The 23627-nt window shown below is 60.8% G+C and carries 21 protein-coding genes; 6 read left to right on the top strand and 15 right to left on the bottom strand.

What is annotated here, in order from left to right:
• Nucleotides 1-13: 13 nt before the first annotated feature.
• The 14 genes from lpdA to AC3IQ7_RS22210 form a co-directional block, all read right to left on the bottom strand.
• Nucleotides 14-1444: a dihydrolipoyl dehydrogenase gene (gene lpdA / locus AC3IQ7_RS22145; protein ID WP_489207338.1), complete on the bottom strand. Its 1431-nt coding sequence runs from the start codon at nucleotides 1442-1444 to the stop codon at nucleotides 14-16.
• Nucleotides 1434-1817, bottom strand: coding sequence for a PspC domain-containing protein (locus tag AC3IQ7_RS22150; protein WP_099380775.1), 384 nt, complete (start codon nucleotides 1815-1817; stop codon nucleotides 1434-1436). Before AC3IQ7_RS22150 ends, lpdA begins: the two co-directional genes overlap by 11 nt.
• 94 nt (nucleotides 1818-1911) lie before the next feature.
• On the bottom strand, nucleotides 1912-3168 hold the full coding sequence (gene odhB, locus AC3IQ7_RS22155) for a 2-oxoglutarate dehydrogenase complex dihydrolipoyllysine-residue succinyltransferase (protein ID WP_099380774.1): 1257 nt from the start codon (nucleotides 3166-3168) through the stop codon (nucleotides 1912-1914).
• Nucleotides 3169-3255: 87 nt separating this feature from the next.
• Entirely contained in the window at nucleotides 3256-6108 is a 2853-nt protein-coding gene (locus AC3IQ7_RS22160) for a 2-oxoglutarate dehydrogenase E1 component (protein ID WP_034789088.1), read from the bottom strand.
• Between the two features lie 257 nt (nucleotides 6109-6365).
• A complete protein-coding gene (locus AC3IQ7_RS22165; RefSeq protein ID WP_489207339.1) occupies nucleotides 6366-7340 on the bottom strand; it encodes a LysR family transcriptional regulator in 975 nt (324 codons plus the stop codon).
• A gap of 218 nt (nucleotides 7341-7558) precedes the next feature.
• On the bottom strand, nucleotides 7559-8101 hold the full coding sequence (locus AC3IQ7_RS22170) for an NAD(P)H-dependent oxidoreductase (protein ID WP_489207340.1): 543 nt from the start codon (nucleotides 8099-8101) through the stop codon (nucleotides 7559-7561).
• A gap of 224 nt (nucleotides 8102-8325) precedes the next feature.
• Nucleotides 8326-8667, bottom strand: coding sequence for a winged helix-turn-helix transcriptional regulator (locus AC3IQ7_RS22175; protein WP_489207341.1), 342 nt, complete (start codon nucleotides 8665-8667; stop codon nucleotides 8326-8328).
• Nucleotides 8668-8765: 98 nt separating this feature from the next.
• Complete coding sequence (gene gltA, locus AC3IQ7_RS22180) at nucleotides 8766-10067, bottom strand: citrate synthase (RefSeq protein WP_035820759.1); 1302 nt, start codon at nucleotides 10065-10067, stop codon at nucleotides 8766-8768.
• Between the two features lie 122 nt (nucleotides 10068-10189).
• On the bottom strand, nucleotides 10190-10471 hold the full coding sequence (locus AC3IQ7_RS22185) for an FAD assembly factor SdhE (RefSeq protein ID WP_034752073.1): 282 nt from the start codon (nucleotides 10469-10471) through the stop codon (nucleotides 10190-10192).
• A 117-nt stretch (nucleotides 10472-10588) separates the two neighbouring features.
• Nucleotides 10589-11299 carry a succinate dehydrogenase iron-sulfur subunit gene (locus AC3IQ7_RS22190; protein WP_034752075.1) on the bottom strand — a complete coding sequence of 237 codons (711 nt, stop codon included), beginning with the start codon at nucleotides 11297-11299 and terminating at the stop codon, nucleotides 10589-10591.
• A gap of 9 nt (nucleotides 11300-11308) precedes the next feature.
• Nucleotides 11309-13090 (bottom strand): succinate dehydrogenase flavoprotein subunit, encoded by a 1782-nt coding sequence (sdhA, locus tag AC3IQ7_RS22195; protein WP_035820761.1) that lies wholly within the window; start codon nucleotides 13088-13090, stop codon nucleotides 11309-11311.
• Between the two features lie 2 nt (nucleotides 13091-13092).
• A complete protein-coding gene (gene sdhD, locus AC3IQ7_RS22200) occupies nucleotides 13093-13458 on the bottom strand; it encodes a succinate dehydrogenase, hydrophobic membrane anchor protein (RefSeq protein ID WP_034752078.1) in 366 nt (121 codons plus the stop codon).
• A 2-nt stretch (nucleotides 13459-13460) separates the two neighbouring features.
• On the bottom strand, nucleotides 13461-13883 hold the full coding sequence (sdhC, locus tag AC3IQ7_RS22205) for a succinate dehydrogenase, cytochrome b556 subunit (RefSeq protein WP_034752080.1): 423 nt from the start codon (nucleotides 13881-13883) through the stop codon (nucleotides 13461-13463).
• Nucleotides 13884-14189: 306 nt separating this feature from the next.
• Entirely contained in the window at nucleotides 14190-15083 is an 894-nt protein-coding gene (locus AC3IQ7_RS22210; protein WP_099380770.1) for a GntR family transcriptional regulator, read from the bottom strand.
• Nucleotides 15084-15388: 305 nt separating this feature from the next.
• On the opposite strand from AC3IQ7_RS22210, the gene AC3IQ7_RS22215 reads away from it, so the two are divergent.
• From AC3IQ7_RS22215 to AC3IQ7_RS22240, 6 genes are all read left to right on the top strand, one after another.
• Entirely contained in the window at nucleotides 15389-16378 is a 990-nt protein-coding gene (locus tag AC3IQ7_RS22215) for a malate dehydrogenase (RefSeq protein ID WP_034789110.1), read from the top strand.
• Nucleotides 16379-16502: 124 nt separating this feature from the next.
• The gene (locus AC3IQ7_RS22220) at nucleotides 16503-17501 is read left to right on the top strand and encodes an HpcH/HpaI aldolase/citrate lyase family protein (RefSeq protein ID WP_099380769.1); all 999 of its coding nucleotides are present in this window, start codon (nucleotides 16503-16505) and stop codon (nucleotides 17499-17501) included.
• A gap of 13 nt (nucleotides 17502-17514) precedes the next feature.
• Nucleotides 17515-18069, top strand: a complete 555-nt coding sequence (locus AC3IQ7_RS22225; protein ID WP_489207342.1) for a hypothetical protein — start codon at nucleotides 17515-17517, stop codon at nucleotides 18067-18069.
• Between the two features lie 88 nt (nucleotides 18070-18157).
• A complete protein-coding gene (gene acnA / locus AC3IQ7_RS22230; RefSeq protein WP_099380767.1) occupies nucleotides 18158-20878 on the top strand; it encodes an aconitate hydratase AcnA in 2721 nt (906 codons plus the stop codon).
• Between the two features lie 213 nt (nucleotides 20879-21091).
• Nucleotides 21092-22345 carry a DUF2863 family protein gene (locus tag AC3IQ7_RS22235; protein WP_099380836.1) on the top strand — a complete coding sequence of 418 codons (1254 nt, stop codon included), beginning with the start codon at nucleotides 21092-21094 and terminating at the stop codon, nucleotides 22343-22345.
• Between the two features lie 57 nt (nucleotides 22346-22402).
• Entirely contained in the window at nucleotides 22403-23170 is a 768-nt protein-coding gene (locus AC3IQ7_RS22240; protein WP_489207343.1) for a CPBP family intramembrane glutamic endopeptidase, read from the top strand.
• On the opposite strand, the gene AC3IQ7_RS22245 is transcribed toward AC3IQ7_RS22240, so the two are convergent.
• Nucleotides 23159-23623 (bottom strand): CYTH domain-containing protein, encoded by a 465-nt coding sequence (locus tag AC3IQ7_RS22245; protein ID WP_099380854.1) that lies wholly within the window; start codon nucleotides 23621-23623, stop codon nucleotides 23159-23161. The two genes, AC3IQ7_RS22240 and AC3IQ7_RS22245, sit on opposite strands and share 12 nt — an antisense overlap.
• Nucleotides 23624-23627 lie beyond the last annotated feature (4 nt).

Below are 23627 nucleotides of genomic sequence, written 5' to 3' on the forward strand. Positions count from 1 at the left end.
GGACTAACTACAATTAAAAGTTCAACGTACGCTTGTCAACCGCCAGTGCCGCTTCCTTGGTCGCTTCCGACAGGGATGGGTGAGCGTGGCAGATGCGTGCGATGTCTTCGGCCGAGGCCTTGAATTCCATCGCCACGACGGCTTCGGAAATCAGTTCGGAGGCCATCGGGCCGACGATGTGCACGCCGAGGATTTCATCGGTGGTCGCATCGGCCAGGAATTTCACCATGCCCGAAGTGTCGCCCAGCGCGCGCGCACGGCCGTTGGCCATGAACGGGAAGGTGCCGGCCTTATAGGCGATGCCTTCGGCCTTCAGGGTTTGCTCGGTCTTGCCGACCCATGCGATTTCCGGCGAGGTGTAGATCACCCAAGGAATCGTGTTGAAGTTGGTGTGACCATGCTGGCCGGCGATACGCTCGGCCACGGCAACGCCTTCTTCTTCGGCCTTGTGCGCCAGCATCGGGCCGCGCACGACGTCGCCCACTGCCCAGACGTTCGGCAGGTTGGTCTTGCAGTCGCCGTCGACGGCGATGAAGCCGCGTTCGTCCAGCTGCAGGCCGACCTTGTCGGCACCCAGGCCATTCGTGTTCGGCGTGCGGCCGATCGAGATGATCAGCTTATCGAACACGGCTTTTTGCGCTTCGCCCTTGGCGTCCACGAATTCCACGGTGACGTCTTTCTTGCCTGGCGTGATCGCACCGATCTTGCAGCCGAGGTTGATCTTCAAGCCTTGCTTGATGAACAGCTTCGACGCTTCCTTGGCGATCTGCTCGTCGACGGCGCCGAGGAAGACCGGCAGGCCTTCCAGCACGGTGACGTCGGAACCGAGGCGGCGCCAGACGCTGCCCATTTCCAGGCCGATCACGCCGGCACCGATGACGCCCAGCTTGGCTGGTACGGCGTCGATGGCCAGTGCGCCCGTGTTCGACAGGATCAGTTTCTCGTCGAATGGTGCGCCCGGCAGTTCGCGTGCGTTCGAACCCGTGGCAATGACCACGTGCTTGGCCGTCAGGGTTTCGTTGGCTTCGCCCGTCACGCTGATCTCGTACGTGCCAGCGGCGGCGGCAGCGAAAGCGGCGCGACCGTGGAAGAAGGCGATCTTGTTCTTCTTGAACAGGTACAGGATGCCGTCGTTGTTTTGCTTGACGACGGTGTCTTTGCGCTTGAGCATCTGGCCCAGGTTCAGCTTCAGGCCGGCGACGTCGATGCCGTGCTCGGCGAAGCTGTGGCCCGCGTGTTCGAAATGCTCGGACGATTGCAGCAGCGCTTTCGACGGGATGCAGCCGACGTTGGTGCAGGTGCCGCCAGGAGCGGCGCCGCCCTTGGCGTTCGACCACTCGTCGACGCAAGCGACGGAAAAGCCCAGCTGCGCTGCGCGGATGGCGGCGATGTAGCCGCCAGGGCCCGCACCGATGACAACTACGTCAAATTGTTTAGTACTCATGTTTTGTTATTCCAATCTCTTCGTCTGGTACGAAAATCCACAATAGAAGGTAAATCACCACGCCGAAGCCGAAGGTCAATGTAAACAGGACGAAGACGAGGCGCCAGATCCACGCTTCCATGCCGGAAGCGCGTCCCAGGCCGCCGCAGACGCCGCCAAGCCAGCGGTCGTTGCGCGAACGGCGCAGGCGGTTGAATTCCTGCACCAGGTCGTTCGCCGGGCCGGGGGCCGCATCGGCGCCGGACGCGTTGTCCGGCTTGTCCAGGTTGATATTGCTCAGGAGCTTGGCTTTCGCTTGCGCGAATTCCGCGTCGCTCAGGGCGCCCGCCAGGTGCAACTCGTGCAGACGCTTGATTTCTTCAGAGACGTTCATGGGAATCCTCTTTCATTGAGATCAGCCAGCTGCGTCTTCTGGCAAGGGGTATCAGCTACATTGCCCCGGCGGCGACGCCGGGGGACTACAGTGCTTACAGGTCCAGCAACAGGCGTGCAGGATCTTCCAGCGCTTCTTTCATCGCCACCAGGCCCAGGACGGCTTCGCGGCCGTCGATGATGCGGTGGTCGTAGGACATGGCCAGGTAGTTCATCGGACGCACCACGATCTGGCCGTTTTCGACAACAGCGCGGTCTTTGGTCGCATGCACGCCCAGGATGGCCGATTGTGGCGGGTTGATGATCGGGGTCGACAGCATGGAGCCGAAGGTGCCGCCGTTCGAGATCGAGAACGTGCCGCCCGTCAGGTCGTCCAGGGTCAGCTTGCCTTCCTTGGCTTTCGCGCCGAATTCACCGATTTTTTTCTCGATGTCGGCGATCGACAGCTGGTCCGCGTTGCGGATGATAGGCACGACCAGGCCGCGTGGCGAACCGACGGCGATACCGATGTCGAAGTAGCCGTGGTAGACGATGTCGTTGCCGTCAACGGAGGCATTGATGATCGGGTACTTTTTCAGGGCGGCGACGGCGGCCTTGACGAAGAAGGACATGAAGCCCAGCTTGACGCCATGCTCTTTCTCGAACTTGTCCTTGTACTTGTTGCGCAGGTCGATGACCGGCTGCATGTTCACTTCATTGAACGTGGTCAGGATGGCGTTCGTCGATTGCGATTGCAGCAGGCGCTCGGCGATACGTGCGCGCAGGCGGCTCATCGGCACGCGCTCTTCAGGGCGGTCGCCCAGGCTGGCGGCCGATGGCGTGGCAACTTGTTGCAGCGCTGGCTTGGCAGCGGCTGGCGCCAGTGGCGCGACAGCTGGCTTGGCGGAAGCTGCCAGGGCGTCGCCCTTGGTCACGCGGCCGTCTTTGCCGGAACCGGCGACGTCGCCAGCGGACAAGCCTTTTTCGGACAGGATCTTGGCAGCGGCAGGCATGGCGACATCGCCTTTGGTCGCGGCGGCAGGCGCCGAAGCGGTCGATGCGTCTTGCGCAGCGGCAGCCAGGGCTGGTGCAGGCACGGCCGACACTTCCATCGGGCTGACCTTGGCCGAGCCGTCGGTGTCGATGATGGCGATGACTTCGCCGGCGACGACGGTGGCGCCGTCAGCCTTGATGATTTGAACGATCACGCCAGCGGCTGGCGCCGGCAGTTCCAGCACCACTTTATCGGTTTCGATATCGATCATGTTTTCGTCGCGCGCGACTGGTTCGCCGACTTTCTTGTGCCATGCCAGCAGGGTCGCTTCTGCAACCGATTCCGACAACTGGGGAACTTTGACTTCGATTTGTGCCATGTAAAACTCCGTTTATTTTGTTATTGCGGCGCCGCCCCTGCGTAGCAAGGGCGGCGCTCCGTCATGATGTATGCAAGCTCCTGCCACTTACTTGGTCAGGATAAAACCCTTCAGCTTCGAGAATGCCGTTTCCAGCAGATCTTTTTGCTGGGCGTAGTGCTTGTCATAGTAACCGACAGCAGGCGACGCCGAAGCAGGACGGCCGGCGTAAGCCAGACGCTGACCCGATTCCAGGCCTTCGAAGATGTTGTGCTGGATCTGGAACCAGGCGCCCTGGTTTTGCGGCTCGTCCTGCGCCCAGACGACTTCGACCAGGTTCGGGAACTTCTTCAGTTCAGCAGCGAACGACTTGTGCGGGAACGGATACAGCTGTTCCAGGCGCACGATGGCCGTGTCGGTCTGGCCGCGGGTCTTGCGTGCGTTGACCAGGTCGTAATAGACCTTGCCCGAGCAGGCGACCACGCGCTTGACTTTCTTGGCGTCGATTTTGTCGTCGACTTCGCCGATGACGGTCTGGAAACCACCCTTGGCCAGGTCGGTCAGCGGCGAACCGGCATCCTTGTTGCGCAACAGCGACTTCGGCGTCAGGATGACCAGCGGCTTGCGGAACTGACGCACCATCTGGCGGCGCAGCAAATGGAAGATCTGCGAAGCCGTCGTCGGCTGCACCACTTGCATGTTGTTGTCTGCGCACAGCTGCAGGAAACGCTCAGGACGCGCGGACGAGTGCTCAGGACCCTGGCCTTCGTAACCGTGCGGCAGCATCATGACCAGGCCCGAAGCGCGGCCCCACTTCACTTCGCCGGAGCTGATGAACTGGTCGATCACCACTTGCGCGCCGTTGGCGAAGTCGCCGAACTGGGCTTCCCAGATCGTGAGCGTGTTCGGTTCAGCGGTCGAGTACCCGTATTCGAAGGCCAGTACGGCTTCTTCGGACAGCACCGAGTCGATGACGGTGAACGGCGCCTGGTTGTCCGACACGTTTTGCAGCGGAATGTAGGTACCTGCATCCCAACGCTCGCGGTTTTGATCGTGCAAGACGGCGTGGCGGTGCACGAAGGTGCCGCGGCCGGCGTCCTGGCCCGTCAGGCGGATGGCGTAGCCGGACGATACCAGCGATGCGTAGGCCAGGTGTTCGCCCATGCCCCAGTCCAGGTTCATTTCGCCACGACCCATGGTGCCGCGGTCGCCCAGTACTTTTTCAACCAGCGAGTGGACCTTGAAGTCTTCCGGCACGGTGGTGATGCGGGTGGCCAGGCGTTTCAGTTCCGTCATCGGCACGGCGGTGTCGGCCGAATCGGTCCATTTCTTGTTCAGGAACGGCAGCCAGTCGACGGCGTACTTGTTCTTGAAGTTCGAGATGACCGGATCGACGGTGTGCTTGCCGGCGTCCATGGCGTCGCGGAAGGCGGCCACCATCTTGTCGCCGCCATCGGCAGGGATCACGCCTTGCGCTACCAGTTTGTCCGCGTACAGTTTGCGGGTGCCTGGGTGCTGGCCGATCTTCTTGTACATCAGTGGCTGCGTCAGTGCCGGCGTATCTTGCTCGTTGTGGCCAAGCTTGCGGTAGCAGATGATGTCGAGGACGATGTCCTTCTTGAATTCCATGCGGTAGTCGAGCGCGATCTGCGTCGCCAGCACCACGGCTTCAGGATCATCGGCGTTGATGTGCAGGACCGGTGCTTCGATCATCTTCACGACGTCCGAGCAGTACAGGGTCGAGCGGGCATCGCGCGGATCCGAAGTGGTGAAACCGATCTGGTTGTTGATCACGATATGCACCGTGCCGCCGGTATGGTAGCCACGGGTTTGCGCCAGATTCAGCGTTTCCATGACCACGCCCTGGCCGGCGAAAGCGGCATCGCCGTGCACCAGGATAGGCAGCACTTGCGCGCCCTGCGCGTCGCCGCGGCGATCCATGCGGGCCTTGACGGAACCTTCGACCACAGGGTTGACGATTTCCAGGTGCGACGGGTTGAACGCCAGCGACAGGTGGACCGGGCCGCCTGCGGTGGAGATGTCCGACGAGAAGCCTTGATGGTACTTCACGTCGCCGGCAGGCAGGTCGTCGCCATGCTTGCCTTCGAATTCTTCGAACAGTTCCTGCGGCGCCTTGCCCAGGGTGTTCACCAGCACGTTCAGGCGGCCGCGGTGGGCCATGCCGATGACGATTTCCTGCACGCCTTTTTCGCCGGCGCGCTGGATGGTTTCATCCATCGAGGCGATGAAGGTTTCGCCGCCTTCCAGGGAGAAGCGCTTCTGGCCCACATAGCGGGTGTGCAGATAGCGTTCCAGGCCTTCAGCCGCGGTCAGGCGGTCGAGGATGTGGATTTTTTTCTCTGGGGTGAAATTCGGGGTGGAGCGGATCGCTTCCAGTTTCTCTTGCAGCCAGCGCTTTTCGGCCGGGTCGGAGATGTACATGAATTCGGCGCCGATCGAACGCGTGTAGGTATCGCGCAGATAGTTCAGCAGATCGCGCAGGGTGGCGGTCTCGGGGCCAAAATAGGTATTGCTGATGTTGAACACGGTGTCCATGTCCGCGTCGGTGAAACCGTAGAAGCTTGGCTCCAGTTCCGGGATCATCGGACGTTCCTGGCGCTGCAGCGGATCCAGGTTGGCCCAGTGCGAACCGAGGTAGCGGTAAGCGGCGATCAGCTGCGTGGCGGCGACGCGCTTGCGGCCCATTTCAGCATCGAAGGAAGCGGTTACTGTGCGGATCGGACCAGCTTTTGCGCGTTCGGCGAACGAGGCGACGACGGAGGCATGCGCCACGTCAGGCTTGTTGGTGCCATCGACGGCAGGCACGTGCTGCATCGCGTCGAAGTAGGAGCGCCAGTTATCGGGTACCGAGCCTGGGTTGTTCAGATACGCCTCGTACAGGTCTTCCACGTACGGAGCATTCCCACCGAACAGGTAGGAGTTGGTCGTTAATTGCTGCATATATTGCTCACCTTTCTTCGCGTTTCGCGAGGAATTAGCGGGTTAATCTAACCTTCCGCGACACGGCCTGACCGGTTAGCGGATTGCACATCAAGTTGTGGGGAAGGGCTTTTTTATTGCACCAGCATTCTGCATACCGTCATTTAGAATAGCACGCGGTATTGTAACGCAACAACGGCTAGTTGAATTTTATTTGGCAAGCAAATGTAAGCTGTGTTGCTGATTTTCCCGGGCTTGCAAGCCTGTCACTGTTATGCTTACAACACATCGGCGGCCCTGCCGGCATGCCGTTTGCGCCCAACTGGTCTGCCCGGCAACGGCGCCGCCGCGATGGCCGCCAGCCACTCGGCATCGCCGGCAAACCACTCCACCAGGAAGTCGAGCATGGTGCGCAGCAGCGGCGACATGTGCTGGCGCGAGGTGTAGACGCCGTAGATGCCCATGTCCTGCGGCACATAAGCGGGCAGCAGCTCCACCAGCTGGCCGCTGGCGATCAGCGGCGCGGCCGAATAGCGCGGCTGCATGGCGATGCCCGCCCCCGCCACCGTGGCCACCAGCAGGACCAGCGACTCATTCGCCGACAGGCGGCCGCTGACGGGGACAGTAAGCGCTTCCCCGTCATGCGTGAACTGCCACAGGCTCTTGCCAAAATACGTGTACGTCAGGCAGTTGTGCAGGGCCAGGTCTTCCGCCCGGCGCGGCGTGCCGTGCGCCGCCAGGTACGATGGTGCGGCGCACACCACCGAAGCGCAGCTGGCCAGCTGGCGCGCGATCAGGTTCGGTTCGAGCGCGTTGGTGATGCGGATCGCCAGGTCGATGCGCTGCTCCACCAGGTTGACGGCGCGGTTTTCCATCTGCAGGTCGACGGCGGCGCGCGGGTAGCGCCGCAGGTAAGCGGTTACTGCGCCGGCCAGTGCCGTCTGCGCCAGCGATTGCGAGCACGTGATGCGCAGCAAGCCGTGTGGCGTGTCGAGACCCTCGGACGAGGTGATGGCCATGGCGCCAGCCACTTCCAGCATCTGCCGGCAGCGCGCGAGCGTGGCCTCGCCCGCATCCGTCAGGCTCAAACGGCGCGTGGTGCGATGCAACAGGCGCGCCCCCGCCCACTGCTCCATCTCGGCCAGGTAGCGCGTCACCATGGCGCGCGACATGTCGAGCGCGTCGCTGGCGGCCACCATGCTGCCACGCTCGGCGATGGCGACAAATACTTGTGCGGCGGTGATGCGGTCCATGCAGTACTCCCTTGATTCGTCCGATTCATGCAACTAAGGCTTGCAATCTACCCTATTTGCCGTGCCGGGTCGAAAGGATCCATGCGACGACAAATAATATGTTTGCACGCGCCGCCCGCCCCTCGCGTACCCGGGCAACCTTTCCGATGCCGCGCAGTTAGCGCACACCATCACCACGACCGGCCAGCGGCCTTGAACTGACACGATGCAGGCCGTCCCTACAACGCAGCCAGGAAGCGCTCATACGCTTGCGCGCTGCGCGCCAGCCGCTCGGCATAGCCCGTTTCCTTCGGCCCGTCTTCCGCGCCATAGAAGGCAAAGAAGCGGCGGTTGTCGGCGCCGATATACGCCAGGGTGACATCGAACGGCGCCAGCAACTGCGCCAGGGTGACATTCCACTTGCCTTCCGGCGTGAAGTCTTCCTGGCGGATGCCTGCCGTGACGGCCAGCGCCACTTTTCTCCCTTTGAAGGCATCGCCGCCCGTACCGTAGGCCCATCCATACGCCAGCACCTCATCGAGCCACCGCTTCAGCAAGGGCGGGCAGTTGAACCAGTACACGGGGAATTGCAGGACCACATGGGCGTGCGCCTCCACCAGCGCCTGCTCGCGCGCCACGTCGATGACGCCGTCGGGGTAGGCCCGATGCACGTCGTGGATGGTGTAGCGGTCGGGATACTGTGCCAGCTCCTGCAGCCAGCGCTTGTTGGCGACCGACGTGTCAATCGAGGGATGGAAGACGATAACGAGGGTTTTCATCATGCTGCTTTCCTGAAAATGGGTGGACGCACCGGCCCCGCGCTCACAAAAAAGCAGGCAAGCCGGCACCCTGCCCCGTGGCGCGCAGCATGTGGCCGCGCGCCTGCAGAGGCAAAAACAGCATAGCGATGGCGAGTACTTTTCACAAGTACGCACATTAACTGCTCATACCCTATAAAAAGTAAGTTACTTGCCCGTAGAATAGCGCTTTGCCATGCGTATCCGGATCAGGCTGGCTGGTGCCGTTCGCCCCACTCGCACAAGGTGTGGAGCACGGGGATCAGCGAGGCGCCATTGCTGGAGAGCGAATATTCCACCTTGGGCGGCACTTGGGGATATTCCTTGCGGATGATCAGCGCATCGGCTTCCAGCTCCTTCAGGACGACGCTGAGGGTCTTGAAGGCAATGCCGCCGAGATGGCGCTTGAGTTCGTTATGCCGCAGCACGGTGTTTTCCGCCAGTGCATACAGGATCAGCATCTTGTACTTGCCGCCGATCAGCGACAAGGTGTAGCCAAATGCCGTATCGCCCAGGGCCACGCCGCCGGGGGCGCAGGTTTCTTCATTCATCGCGTTGTACTTCCTGTTGAACCAGGGTCCGAGCATAACAGCCCGGCATAAAAAAACGGGCCGAAGCCCGTTTTTTGTTTGCTCGATACCGCTCTGGATTAACGCTTGTCCAGTGGCAGTACTTCGCGCGTGGTCGAACCGACGAACAGCTGGCGCGGACGGCCGATTTTTTGCTCTGGGTCGGCGATCATTTCGTTCCACTGGGCGATCCAGCCGATCGTACGGGCCATAGCGAAGATACCGGTGAACAGCGACACAGGGATGCCCAGCGCCGATTGCACGATGCCCGAGTAGAAGTCGACGTTCGGGTAGAGTTTGCGTGACACGAAGTATTCGTCGTTCAGTGCAATCTTTTCCAGTTCCATCGCCAGCTTGAACAGCGGGTCGTCTTGCAGACCCAGTTCTTGCAGCACTTCGTAGCAGGTTTCACGCATCAGCTTGGCGCGTGGATCGAAGTTCTTGTACACGCGGTGGCCAAAGCCCATCAGCTTGACGCCGGAGTTCTTGTCCTTGACTTGCTCGATGAAGGCAGGGATGTTCTCGACGGTGCCGATTTCTTTCAGCATGTTCAGTGCCGCTTCGTTGGCGCCGCCGTGGGCAGGGCCCCACAGGCAGGCGATACCGGCAGCGATACAGGCGAACGGGTTGGCGCCCGACGAACCGGCCAGACGGACGGTCGAGGTCGATGCATTTTGCTCGTGATCCGCGTGCAGGATCAGGATGCGGTCCAGTGCGCGCACCAGCACGTCGTTGACCTTGTACTCTTCGCACGGGTTGGCGAACATCATGTGCATGAAGTTGGCGCTGTACGACAGGTCGTTGCGTGGGTACACGAACGGCTGGCCGACCGAGTACTTGTAGGTCATGGCGACCAGGGTTGGCATCTTGGCGATCAGGCGGATGGCCGACACTTCGCGGTGACGCGGGTCGTTGATGTCCAGCGAATCATGGTAGAACGATGCCAGCGCGCCGACGGTGCCCACCAGGACCGACATCGGATGCGCGTCGCGGCGGAAGCCACGGAAGAAGAATTGCATCTGTTCGTGCACCATCGTGTGCTTGGTGACGGTGTCGACGAACTTGGCTTTTTGCGCCGCGTTCGGCAGTTCGCCGTTCAGCAGCAGGTAGCACGATTCCATGAAGTCGGCGTTGACGGCCAACTGTTCGATCGGGTAACCACGGTACAGCAGCTCGCCCTTGTCGCCGTCGATGTAGGTGATCGACGAGTTGCAGGCGGCCGTCGACATAAAGCCTGGGTCGTAGGTGAACTTGCCGCTACCGGCGTACAGTTTGCGGATGTCGATGACGTCCGGGCCAACCGTGCCTTTGTAGATTGGAAATTCAAGCGATGGGCTGCCATCGGAGAACGACAGGGTAGCTTTTGTGTCAGAGATATTCATGGGCTCTTCCTTCTCGGGAGTGAGTCGAAATTAAAATCAAAAATTCTGGCTGCAATTCGCACCGCAATTCGGCAGTGCTACAGCGCGCCACTCGCACCGTTTGCAATATATCGCCCAGGCGTCTAGGCAATGCGCAGTCGTTGCAGCAGTGCGCGCACATGCGGCAGATCGACTTCGCCTTCCGGCTCTTTACGGGCCAGTACCAGATCCATTAACGCATTGTCCGATAAATCCAGCAAACGCGTCAGCGCGTCAACTTCTTCATCGGTCAATTCGGTTTCATACGCATCGAGAAAACGGGTCAGGATAATGTCGTTTTCCAGCAGGCCACGGCGTGAACGCCAGCGCAGGCGGGCGCGGTTGGCCGGGTCGGCCTGATGCGAGGACAAAATTGATTCTGTCATTTGGTTTACCACTTTACGTGTGCCTTGCGGCACGGTGCTGCTTTGCAGGCGCCGCCTGCAGGCAAGAGAGGATACCCTCTTCCTGCAAACGGCGCCCGGCGGACGCGATCAGGAGGATCAGATCGCGCGGCGGACCATCAATTCCTTGATCTTGCCGATCGCCTTGTTCGGGTTCAACCCTTTCGGGCAGACGTCGACGCAGTTCATGATCGAATGGCAGCGGAACAGGCGGTACGGGTCTTCCAGGTTGTCCAGACGCGCGCCGGTGGCTTCGTCGCGCGAATCGGCGATGAAGCGGTAGGCTTGCAGCAGGCCAGCCGGGCCGACGAATTTGTCCGGATTCCACCAGAACGACGGGCACGACGTGGAGCAGCATGCGCACAGGATGCACTCGTACAGGCCATCGAGTTCTTCGCGCTGTTCCGGCGACTGCAGGCGTTCTTTTTCAGGCGGGATCGAATCGTTGATCAGGAAAGGCTTGATCGAATCGTACTGCTTGAAAAATTGCGTCATGTCGACGATCAGGTCGCGGATGACTGGCAAGCCTGGCAACGGACGCAGCACGATAGGCTCCGACAGTTCGTTCAGGTTCGTGGTGCATGCCAGGCCGTTCTTGCCGTTGATGTTCATCGCGTCCGAACCGCACACGCCTTCGCGGCACGAACGGCGCAGGGCCAGCGAGTCATCGACGTCCGCCTTGATGCGCTGCAGTGCGTCGAGCAGCATCTTGTCGGTGTCTTTCAGTTCGACCGTCAGGTCTTGCATGTACGGCTTGGCATCCTGGTCAGGATCGTAGCGGTAGATTTTGAATTTAAGAGTGCGTGCCATGGTATAGCCTTAGAAAGTACGTGGTTTCGGTTTGAAGGTATCAACCGTCAGCGGCTTGGTCACGACTGGCTTGTATTCCAGTCGGTTGCCTTCCGAATACCACAGAGTGTGCTTCATCCAGTTGTCGTCGTCACGTTGCGGATGGTCGTCCTGGGCGTGGGCGCCGCGCGATTCCTTGCGGGCGGCTGCCGAAACGATGGTCGCTTTCGCCGTTTCGATCAGGTTATCCAGTTCCAGCGCTTCCACGCGGGCCGTGTTGAAGACCATCGATTTATCCTTGAAGGAGACGTGCTTGCGGCGCTCGTCGAGCTTCATGATTTCTTCGACGCCCTTGTTCAGCATCTCGTCGGTACGGAACACGCCACAGTACTTCTGCATCGTTGCGCGGATGTCATTCGCCACGCCCTGCACGGTTTCCGTGCCGGTCGAGTTTTCCAGGCGCGCCAGGCGGCCCATGGCGAATTCGGCAGCGTCGGCTGGCAAAGGCTTGTTTTCCTTGGCTTTCAGGCCGCTGTTGACGATGTGGTTGCCGGCCGCGCGGCCGAAGACCACCAGGTCGAGCAGCGAGTTCGTACCCAGGCGGTTGGCGCCGTGCACGGACACGCAGGCGCATTCACCGATCGCGTACAGGCCGTTGACAACCTTGGCCGAATTATCCGGACCGGTCGGGGTGACGACCTGGCCGTGGATGTTCGTCGGGATGCCGCCCATCTGGTAGTGAATCGTCGGCACGACAGGAATCGGCTCCTTGGTGGCGTCGACGTTGGCGAACTTGTGGCCAATTTCCAGGATCGACGGCAGGCGCTTGGCGATGGTGTCGGCGCCGATATGGCGCAGGTCCAGCATCACGTGATCCTTGTTCGGACCGCAGCCGCGGCCTTCCTTGATTTCCTGGTCCATCGAACGCGAGACGAAGTCGCGCGGCGCCAGATCCTTCAGGGTCGGCGCATAGCGCTCCATGAAGCGTTCGCCTTCGCTATTGATCAGGATGCCGCCTTCGCCGCGCACGCCTTCGGTGATCAATACGCCCGCGCCGGCCACGCCGGTCGGGTGGAATTGCCAGAATTCCATGTCTTGCAGCGGCAAGCCGGCGCGTGCCGCCATGCCCATGCCGTCACCCGTGTTGATGAAGGCATTCGTCGATGCGGCGAAGATACGGCCTGCGCCGCCCGTTGCCATGACCGTCGTTTTTGCTTCCAGGATCATGCATTCGCCGGTTTCCATTTCCAGCGCGACAACACCGATCACGTCGCCTTCGGCGTCACGGATCAGGTCGAGTGCCATCCATTCGACGAAGAAGTGCGTACGCGCACGCACGTTGCGCTGGTACAGAGTGTGCAACAGGGCGTGACCGGTACGGTCGGCTGCCGCGCAAGCGCGCTGCACCGGCTTTTCGCCGAAGTGGGCCGTGTGGCCGCCGAATGGACGCTGATAGATGGTGCCGTCAGGGTTGCGGTCGAATGGCATGCCGAAGTGTTCCAGTTCGTACACGACCTTCGGTGCTTCGCGGCACATGAATTCGATGGCATCCTGGTCGCCCAGATAGTCGCCGCCCTTGACGGTGTCGAACATGTGCCAGAACCAGTTGTCTTCGGCCATGTTGCCGAGCGACGCGCCGATACCGCCCTGCGCCGCCACGGTGTGCGAGCGGGTCGGGAAAACTTTCGACAAAACAGCGACGTTCAGACCGGCTTCAGCCAGTTGCAACGACGCGCGCATGCCGGAACCGCCGGCGCCAACGATGACCGCATCAAAGCGGCGGGTAGGGATTGCAGATTTATATGCTGCCACGATTACACACTCCAGAGTATCTGTACCGTCCAGCCGGCACAAGCGATCAACCACAGCATGGTGGCAATTTGCAGGGTCAGACGGAGGCCAGCGCTTTTCACGTAGTCCATCCAGATGTCGCGTACGCCGACCCATGCGTGGTAGAACAGGGCGACGAAGGTCACCAGGCTGAACAATTTAAACCACTGCTGTGCGAACAGACCAGCCCAGCCTTCATAGCTGAAGTTGCTGCCGGTCAGGAAAGAAATAAGCAGGATGGCCACATAGGCCACCATGACGATGGCGGTAACGCGTTGCGCCAGCCAATCGCGCAAGCCGTAATGGGCACCGACGACGAGGCGTTTCGGTCCGATATTATTGTCTGCCATGTTTAAAATACTCCAAACAGTTTCAAAGCGACCAGAGCCGTCAACACCAGGCTCACGACCAGCACGGACGAAGCGGTCTTGCGTGCCGAATCTTTTTCGATGGCAACGTGCACATCCATGAACAGGTGACGGATACCGGCGCAGAAGTGGTGCAGGAAGGCCCAGACCAGACCCAGGGTGATCAGCTTGACGAACCAGTGCGAGGCGATGCCCTGGAAGTAGGCGTAGGACATTTCGGAACGCAGGCTCAGTTCCAGCATGTACAGTATGCATGGCAGCAAGGCGAAAATGATGAAACCGCTGATGCGATGCAGGATCGAGACGATGGCGCCGACAGCCATGCGGTAGTTCGACAATTCGGTAACATGAATGTTACGGAATTGCGGCCGTTCTTTTTTTGGTACTTCTCTTACGGCTTCAGACATAACAAAAACCTCCCCTTTGAATTTCAACTAAATATTGAAGCCGCGATTTTCGCCGATTTTCGCAACCCATACCAATATCTATTGTTACATATAACCAAAATGGTTTTTTACTACAAAATACCGCGCTACTTTCCGTAGTTCACGTAATTTAATTACAGAATCGCCGGCAAAACACGGCCCGCCGGGGCGGGCCATGCTGTCGCTGCGCTTTCCGTTGTCTCCGTTGCCCGCCTTGCAGCAGGCATCTTGCAAGCGATGCACTTCAGCCTTGCTGCTTGTTCGGGCACCCAAGGGTGCCCCGCCGCTTCAGCTGAGTTCATTCTGATAATGATGACGACTGGTCAGGTACAGGCCCCGGCGCAGTTCGACCGGCTTGTCGCCGTAGGTAAACGACACGCGCTCGGAACTGAGCAAGGGCGTGCCGAGGTCGATATTTAACAATTGGGCAGCGCCCGCGTCCGCGCACACGGCGCGGATCTGCTCGGACGCGCGTATCATGCGCGTGCCAAATTCCGTTTCGAACAGGCCGTACATGGGGCCCTTGTATTCCACCAGCCGCTCGGCCGTCAGGCCCTTGAAGATCAGGCCAGGCAGCCACAGCTCCTCGACGATGGTCGGCACGCCGTCGAAATACTGCACCCGCTTGATGAAGATGACGGCGTCGCCGGACTTCAGGTCCATCAGGCGCGCCACGTCGGCCGGCGCGCGCACGCGCTTGACTTCAATAAACTTGCTTTCAGGATAATGCGGCACGCCTTCGTCCGGCACCAGGCGCAGGAAGCGGAAATGCGCGCGCGCCTCATGGTGGGTGGAAACGAAGGTGCCCTTGCCCTGGCGGCGCATGACGAGATTCTCGGCAGCCAGTTCATCGATGGCCTTGCGCACCGTGCCCTGGCTGACCTTGAAGCGTCCTGCCAGTTCGACTTCGCTGGGAATCAGCTCGCCCGGTTTCCATTCGCCCGATTGCAGGCTCTGCGTGATGAGCGCCTTGATCTGCTGGTACAGGGGACTGAAGGTGGGCGAGGCAGTTGCGGCAGGCGCGGCCACGGCGGTGGAGGCAGTGGTATTGACGCTGGCGACAGGGGTGGCGGCGGTGCTGGCCGCTGCGGCAACGGGCGTGGCCGGGGTGCCCGCGGTCGGACTGACCGCCCCGCTTGCAGCAGTGGCATTGTTGGTCAGATTGGACGAGGCGGAATTCATAGTCCGACATTTCAACACAAATCACTGCCCGCGTCCAGTAAAAGACTCGTAGTTATCTGTCTTATATAAGACATAAGATATGATTGACAGATACAGATCGGGGGCCTAAACTGCCCTCGATAAAACTTGTGAGCCAGCGTTTTATGTTGTCGGCCAGCCACTCTGGCCTCGTGCAGCACGAGCGTGACGGCAGCGTACACCAGCAATTCGGTGGCGCGTGCCGGTTTTGGTATCATTATAGTTTTTCCGGATAAGCGTAAGCCCAGCTTCAAGCCCGTTTTCTTTCCCATTTTTGGAGATTCATCATGGCTAAAACCCCAATGCGTGTTGCAGTGACCGGCGCCGCCGGCCAGATCGGCTACGCCCTGTTGTTCCGCATCGCCAATGGCGACATGCTCGGCAAAGACCAGCCTGTCATCTTGCAACTGCTTGAAATCCCGGACGAAAAAGCCCAGAAGGCGCTCAAGGGCGTGATGATGGAAATCGACGACTGCGCCTTCCCGCTGCTGACGGAAATGACCGCTCACTCCGATCCGCTGACCGCCTTCAAGGATGTCGACGTGGCCGTACTGGTTGGCGCGCGTCCACGCGGCCCAGGCATGGAACGCAAGGACCTGCTGGAAGCGAACGCCCAGATCTTCACGGTGCAAGGCAAGGCGCTCGACGCCGTCGCTTCGCGCAATGTCAAAGTGCTGGTGGTCGGCAACCCTGCCAACACCAATGCCTACATCGCCATGAAATCGGCACCATCGCTGCCAGCGAAAAACTTCACCGCCATGCTGCGCCTGGACCACAACCGCGCGCTGTCGCAAGTCGCTGCCAAGACCGGCACCGCCGTGAAAGACATCGAGAAGCTGACCGTGTGGGGCAACCACTCGCCAACGATGTACGCCGACTACCGCTTCGCCACCGTCAACGGCAAGGCTGTGAAAGACCTGATCAACGATCAGGAATGGAACGCCAACACCTTCCTGCCAACCGTCGGCAAGCGCGGCGCGGCCATCATCGAAGCGCGCGGCCTGTCGTCGGCAGCGTCGGCAGCGAACGCCGCCATCGACCACATCCATGACTGGATGCTGGGCACGGCAGGCAAGTGGACCACCATGGGCGTTCCTTCGGATGGCTCGTATGGCATTCCTGAAGGCACAGTGTTCGGCTTCCCGGTCACCACCGACAACGGTGAGTACACCATCGTTCAAGGTCTGGAAATCGATGCATTCTCGCAAGAGCGCATCAACCTGACCCTGAAAGAACTGACCGAAGAGCGCGAAGGCGTGAAACACCTGCTGGCCTAAGTCCAGTTTTGGCGGCGCGGCAATGCGCCGCCCGCCAAAGAAGGCCGCCCCGCGCATGTCGCGGTGCGGCCTGCGCGGCCCGACTGTTTATCAAGTAGTTTTTACCTGCAGAAATGCCTTAAGCATGCACCCTTCCGAGGTTTTATTCCAAGGCAAACGCCAGCCGCTGTTGCTCGCCGCTTGCGACCACTACGCCGGCTCTGAAAAGCTGATGCGTAAATCGATTGCTTTGCAACAAGAGCTTGGCCCCCTGTTCGACATCACGTTCGACTGCGAAGACGGCGCCAGCGCCGGCAATGAAGAAGCCCACGCCCTGATGATCGCCGGCCTGCTGGCCAGCGACGACAACCAGTTCAACCGTATCGGCGTGCGCGTGCACGACGTCGACAGCCCGTTTTTCGCGCGCGACGTGGAAATCATCTGCAGTGCAGCCTCCCGCCTGGCCTACATCGCCGTGCCCAAGGTGGCAGGCGTGCAGGATGCCATGCTGGCCATCGACCTGATCAACCTGCACGCGCGCCGCGCCGGCCGCGACAACCTGCCCGTGCACATCCTGATCGAGACGCATGGCGCGCTGCGCGACGCCTACGCGATCGCCGCCCTGCCCCAGGTCGAATGCCTGTCCTTCGGCATCATGGATTTCGTCTCGGCCCACTACGGCGCCATTCCCGCCGCCGCCATGCGCACGCCGGGCCAGTTCACGCACCCGCTGGTGGTGCGCGCCAAGCTGGAAGTGGCGGCCGCCTGCCATGCGCACGGCAAGGTGCCGTCGCATAACGTGACGACGGACGTGCGCGATTCGGCCGTGGTGGCGAATGACGCCCAGCGCGCGACAGCCGAGTTCGGCTACACGCGCATGTGGAGCATCCACCCGGACCAGATCAAGCCCATCATCAAGGCCTTCACGCCGCGCCTGTCCGAAGTCAACGAGGCCAGCAACATCCTGAATGAGGCGCTGCGCGCCAACTGGGGACCGATTGCGCAAAATGGCCGCTTGCACGACCGCGCCAGCTACCGATATTATTGGACCGTTTTGCAACGCGCCAAACTGGCAGGCCTCGGCCTGCCCGAGGCGGCCGCTGCATTACTCAACACCCCCTCTTCCAGCACCACTGAAAACTGACAGGAATTACACGATGTCCCTCTCCAAATTAGCCATTGCCTGCAGCGTCGCGCTGGGCGCCATGACCCTCACGCTGGCGCCAGCCAGCTTCGCCGCCACGGCAGAGGCAAACCCCAAGGCAGTGAAGGCTGCCAAGGCCAAGCCAAAGGCCAAGACCACCAAAGCCAAGGCAGCCGCCAAGGAAGCCCATCCGCTCGCCATGTCAGTCGCCGACAAGGAAGAATCCGACGAACCGGACACCGCAGGCTCGGCCTCCACCGATTTCAATTGTGAACTTGGTAATAAAATTACCATCTACACCAATGCGACTGACGACAAACACATCGCCCTGCGCTGGAAGAAGCGCCTGCACCGCCTGAGCCGCGTTGGTACCACCACCGGCGCCAACCGCTTCGAGAACCGTCTGTACGGTCTCGTCTGGATCGGCATCCCGGCCAAAGGCATGCTGCTCGATTCCAAGCAGGGCCGCCAGCTGGCCAATGAATGCAAGGATGCGGAACAAGCCAAGCCGGCGGCAGCGGTGGAAGCCGCGCCATCGCTGGGCGTGCTGCCGGCGACCGGCGGCTGATGTGAGCAGCAAGGGCCTCTTCGGGGGCTCAGTCATGTTTTGTAATTTGAATAATCAATAAATAGACGATACCCAACAAGGAGAGGTCATGTCCCGCAACACTCTGAACACGCTCAAGGACTTTAATATTTCGGATAGCAAGAAGGGCAAGCTGTACTCCCTGCCTGCGCTGGAAAAAAGCTTGGGCATCAATGTCTCCCGCCTGCCAGTGTCGATTCGTATCGTGCTCGAATCGGTATTGCGCAACTGCGACGGCAAAAAAGTCACCGAAGAACACGTCAAGCAATTGGCGAGCTGGGGCCCGACCGCCGAGCGCACCGACGAGATCCCGTTCGTAGTGGCGCGCGTCGTGCTGCAGGATTTCACCGGCGTGCCGCTGCTGGCCGACCTGGCAGCGATGCGCAACGTGGCCGCCAAGATGGGCATCAACGCCAAGAAGATCGAACCGCTGGTACCGGTCGATCTGGTGGTCGACCACTCGGTCACCATCGATCACTACCGCGAAAAGAAAGCGCTGGACCTGAACATGAAACTGGAATTCTCGCGTAACAACGAGCGTTACCAGTTCATGAAATGGGGCATGCAAGCCTTCGACACCTTCGGCGTCGTGCCACCAGGCTTCGGCATCGTCCACCAGGTCAACCTGGAATACCTGGCGCGCGGCGTGCACCACTCCGGCAAGAAAGCCGGCGACGTGTACTACCCTGACACCCTGGTCGGCACCGACTCGCACACCACCATGATCAACGGCATCGGCGTGGTCGGCTGGGGCGTGGGCGGCATCGAGGCGGAAGCCGGCATGCTGGGCCAACCGGTCTACTTCCTGACGCCAGACGTCATCGGCGTGAACCTGTCGGGCGCATTGCGCGAAGGCTGCACCGCCACCGATCTGGTACTGACCATCACCGAACTGCTGCGCAAAGAAAAAGTCGTCGGCAAGTTCGTCGAATTCTTCGGCGAAGGCACCGAGTCCTTGACCCTGACCGACCGCGCGACGATCGCCAACATGGCACCGGAATACGGCGCGACCATGGGCTTCTTCCCGGTCGACGAAGCGACCATCGATTACTTCAAGGGCACCGGCCGCAGCAAGGCTGAAATCGCCGCGTTCGAAGGCTACTTCAAGGCGCAAAACCTGTTCGGCGTGCCAAAAGCCGGCGACATCGACTACACCCGCGTGGTGGAACTGGACCTGGCATCGGTCGCTCCGTCGCTGGCTGGCCCGAAACGCCCGCAAGACCGTATCGAAATCGGCAATGTGAAAGCGAACTTCGCCGAACTGTTCGCCAAGCCAACCTCGGAGAACGGTTTCAACAAGAACCCGGCCGATCTGAACGCCGTGTACGAGACCACCAACAACGTGAAAGTGTCGAACGGCGACGTACTGATCGCTGCGATCACCTCGTGCACCAACACCTCGAACCCGAGCGTGATGCTGGCTGCCGGCCTGCTGGCCAAGAAAGCCGTGGAAGCCGGCCTGAAAGTCGCGCCGCACATCAAGACCTCGCTGGCTCCTGGCTCGCGCGTCGTGACCGAGTACCTGACCGCTGCCGGCCTGCTGCCCTACCTGGAAAAACTGGGCTTCGGCGTCACCGCCTACGGCTGCACCACCTGTATCGGCAATGCGGGCGACCTGACGCCTGAGCTGAACGCAGCGATTGCCACGCACGACATCGTCGCGTCGGCCGTACTGTCGGGCAACCGTAACTTCGAAGCGCGTATTCACCCGAACATCCGCTCGAACTTCCTCGCTTCGCCACCGCTGGTCGTCGCTTACGCCATCGCCGGCAACATGACGCGCGACCTGATGACGGAACCTGTCGGCAAAGGCAAGGGCGGCAAGGACATCTACCTGGGCGACATCTGGCCAACCTCGGCTGAAGTGTCGGCCATGATGAAGTTCGCCATGAACGCCAAGGTGTTCAAGGACAACTACGCCGACGTCAAGGGCGCACCAGGCAAGCTGTGGGAAAAAGTCACGACCGTGTCCGGTCAAGTCTACAACTGGCCAAAATCGACCTACATCGCGGAACCACCGTTCTTCGACAATTTCTCGATGACGCCAGCGGCAGTGGCCACCGGCATCGAAGGCGCGCGCGCACTGGGCGTGTTCGGCGATTCCATCACCACCGACCACATCTCGCCAGCCGGCTCGATCCAGGAAAACGGCCCTGCAGGCAAATGGCTGAAGGAAAACGGCGTCCTGAAAGCGGACTTCAACTCCTACGGCTCGCGTCGCGGTAACCATGAAATCATGATGCGCGGCACGTTCGCCAACGTGCGCATCAAGAACCGCATGATCCCTGCGAAAGCGGACGGTTCGGCGGTCGAAGGCGGCATCACGATCCACCAGCCTTCCGGCGAAGAAATGTCGATCTACGACGCAGCGATGAAATATGTTGCTGAAGGCACGCCAACCATGGTCTTCGGCGGCGAAGAGTACGGTACGGGCTCGTCGCGCGACTGGGCAGCCAAGGGCACCCAGCTGCTGGGCGTGAAAGCCGTGATCACCCGTTCGTTCGAGCGTATTCACCGCTCGAACCTGGTGGGCATGGGCGTGCTGCCGCTGCAATTCATCGGCGACGACAGCGTGCAAACCCTGGGCATCACCGGCAAGGAAACCTTCGACCTGAAAGGCCTCGAAGGCGAAATCAAGCCACAGCAACTGGCCACCCTGGTGATCCACCGCGCCGATGGCAGCAGCCAGGAAGTCAAAGTCCTGCTGCGCATCGATACGCCGATCGAAGTCGATTACTACAAGCATGGCGGCATCCTGCCATTCGTCCTGCGTCAACTGCTGGCCGAGTAATCAGCCCAGCTGTGAGGTAAGATAAAAGCGCCGGTTCCGACCGGCGCTTTTTTTCGTCCCGGCCCCGCGTTTTTCCTTGAAATTTCGACTATTGGCATGATCTGAGGATAGCTTACGTATTGCGTGCGGCTGAATCCTCTACAATACGGTTATAAGGGTTTATCATTGTTTGACTGATCCATTTTTTTCACTTTCCGAGACTCTTATCCCGCTATGCGTCGTCCTTCCAAAGATTCATCCCATAAACTGACTGCCGACAGCCAGCGCCTGGTCACCTTTGCCCAGGCGATCGTACAGGCAGCCAGCCGTCTCGAAGAGCGGTCCTGGGAACACAGCCTGGATACGCAGCTCCAGAAATTACTCAAAACCGGCCACCAGGACACCATCGACAATACCCTGGGCAGCCTGTTCAAGGAAGACTTGAACGCCTACGACGTGCTGATGGACTGCGTTGAAGCCGTCAGCGAATCGACCGTCGTCACACATGAAGACGTGCGCTACGACGCCCTGCTGGTCGCCGTGCCCATCCTCGCGTGGACGCGCTTTTCCATCGCCTCCGGCCCCATGGCCGGCGACGCGCACGGCGTGCTGTCGGCGCATTTCGCCGCCCACCTGCTGGCCGATGGCACGAAGATGGCCATGGCGCCGACCCTGTACTCGATCGACCAGCTGCCGCGCAGCCACGTCGAGACCTATGCCAAGACGCAGAAGCTGGCACTGGCCGCGCTGAAAGGCACGGCCGTCAAGCCGTCAGCCAAAGAGGCGGAAACGGCGCCCTTCCTGGCCGATACGCGCTACCTGCTGGTGGCCGTGGTCGCCCCTGCGGGCGCACCGTTGTTCCGCTGGCAGACGCCGGCCAGCCAGCTCGACTTCATCGCCGAGCGCAGCGCCGCCCTGGAACAATGGCGCACGCAGGCAACGCCGACGATTGCCCGCCTGCTGCCAGGCTGCGGCCTGGAGTTGCTGCTGCCGGAAGCGTATTACGTGGCCTGCCGCGAAGCGGACAAGCTGATACGCCCCGTTTCCGTGCGTGCCGCCGTGCATTACCTGACGCATACGCTGGCCATCGAGCCGTCGGAACTGCGCGCCGTCATCGCCGGTTTCGGCGAGGAAGCGGCCGATGGCCAGGTGGATGAGTACCGCATTGCCTTCACCCTGCGCCAGGCGCCGGACGTCATCTACGGCATCGTCTGGCCTTTGTACGGCCAGGAAGACGAGGATGGCACGCCGATCGAAGGCTTGATCCAGGTCGGCATCGCCGCGCTGGACAAGCAAAAGACGCCCGTCGATGAAATCATCGAGCACCTGAACGCCGCCGGCGTGACGCAGATCAAGCGCCACGCGGAACGTTTTGTCGGCGAATACTGCGACGATTGCGGCGCGCCCCTGTTTGCCGATCCTGTCGGCGAGCTGGCGCATGCGGAAATGCCGGAAGATACGCCGCAAGGCACCGAGCATTTCCATTAATTGATGATTTATCTGGCCGGAAGTTTTCTTCCGGCCTTTTTTTCGCCCCGGCCGCCGATGCATTCCAGCCCAGCCTCGCTCCCTCCCCTGCGGCCAGCATTGCTGGCGCTGTCCTTCCCCATGCTGGCAATGTTGCTGGCAGGCGTATTCATCGCCATGCGCGTCATGGGCACGCTGGGGCCATTGGGTTTGTTCTGGATGCTGCCACTGAGTTTTTGCGTGATGGCGGCCTTGCCATGGATCTTGCTGTCACCGCACGGACGGCGCAGCATCGGCCTGCAAGCGCCCTCGGGCAAGGCGCCCTATGCCCTGGCGCTGATCTGCGGCGCGGCGGCCGCGCTCCTGTGCTTTGCGCTGGGCATGCTGCTGTATGGCGCCACGCCGGACAACTGGTTTGTCAGCATAGCGACGAGCTTTCGCCGCACGGCGCCCACGGCCGGGCTGAGTATCTGGATGCTGCACCTGATGATCACCGTGCCGGCCTGCATCTTCAGCCCTATCGGGGAGGAAATCTTCTTTCGGGGCGTGCTGCAAAAGGCACTCGAGGAAAAACTGTCCGTGCGCGGCAGCACCTGCGTGGAAGCAGGGCTGTTCGGCCTGGCACACCTGTGCCATCATGGCCTGAGCATGACGGCTGCAGGCCTGTCGCTGAATGTGGTCTCGGCGGCAGTGTGGGTGGTGCTGATGTTTGCGACAGCCTGCCTGTTCGCGTGGTTACGTCGTCGCCATGCTTCGCTATGGCCAGCAATGGCGGCGCACGCGGCATTCAATCTGACGATGAATGCCGTGATTTTCCAGTTCCTGTGGCCAACATCACCACTGTGAAAACGGGTGGCGGATCAGGTTTGCGTTGTAGTAGCGCGTATCGCCCGACACTTCCGCGCCGATCCAGTCGGGTTTCTCGAAGGGCTGGTCTTCCGAGGCCAGTTCGATCTCGGCCACCACCAGGCCCGCATTGGCGCCCAGGAACTCATCGACTTCCCACACCATGCCTGCATGTTCGATGCGATGACGGTACTTTTCGATCAGCGGCTGTTCGCACAGGCCGTCGAGCAGTTCGGCGGCGTCGGCCAGCGGAATCGGATACTCCCACTCGCCGCGCGTCGCGCCCACATTCGCCCCCTTGATGGTCAGCATCGCCTGCCCGCCTTCGATGCGCACGCGCACCACGCGCTCGCGCGCGGACGACAAATAACCCTGGCGCAGCAGGACCGGCTGGCCCAGGCCACGCCAGGCGTCGCTGGCAAGCAGAAATTTACGCTCGATCTCGATACCCATGAAC

The sequence above is a fragment of the Janthinobacterium sp. GL_088 genome (genome assembly GCF_057837845.1).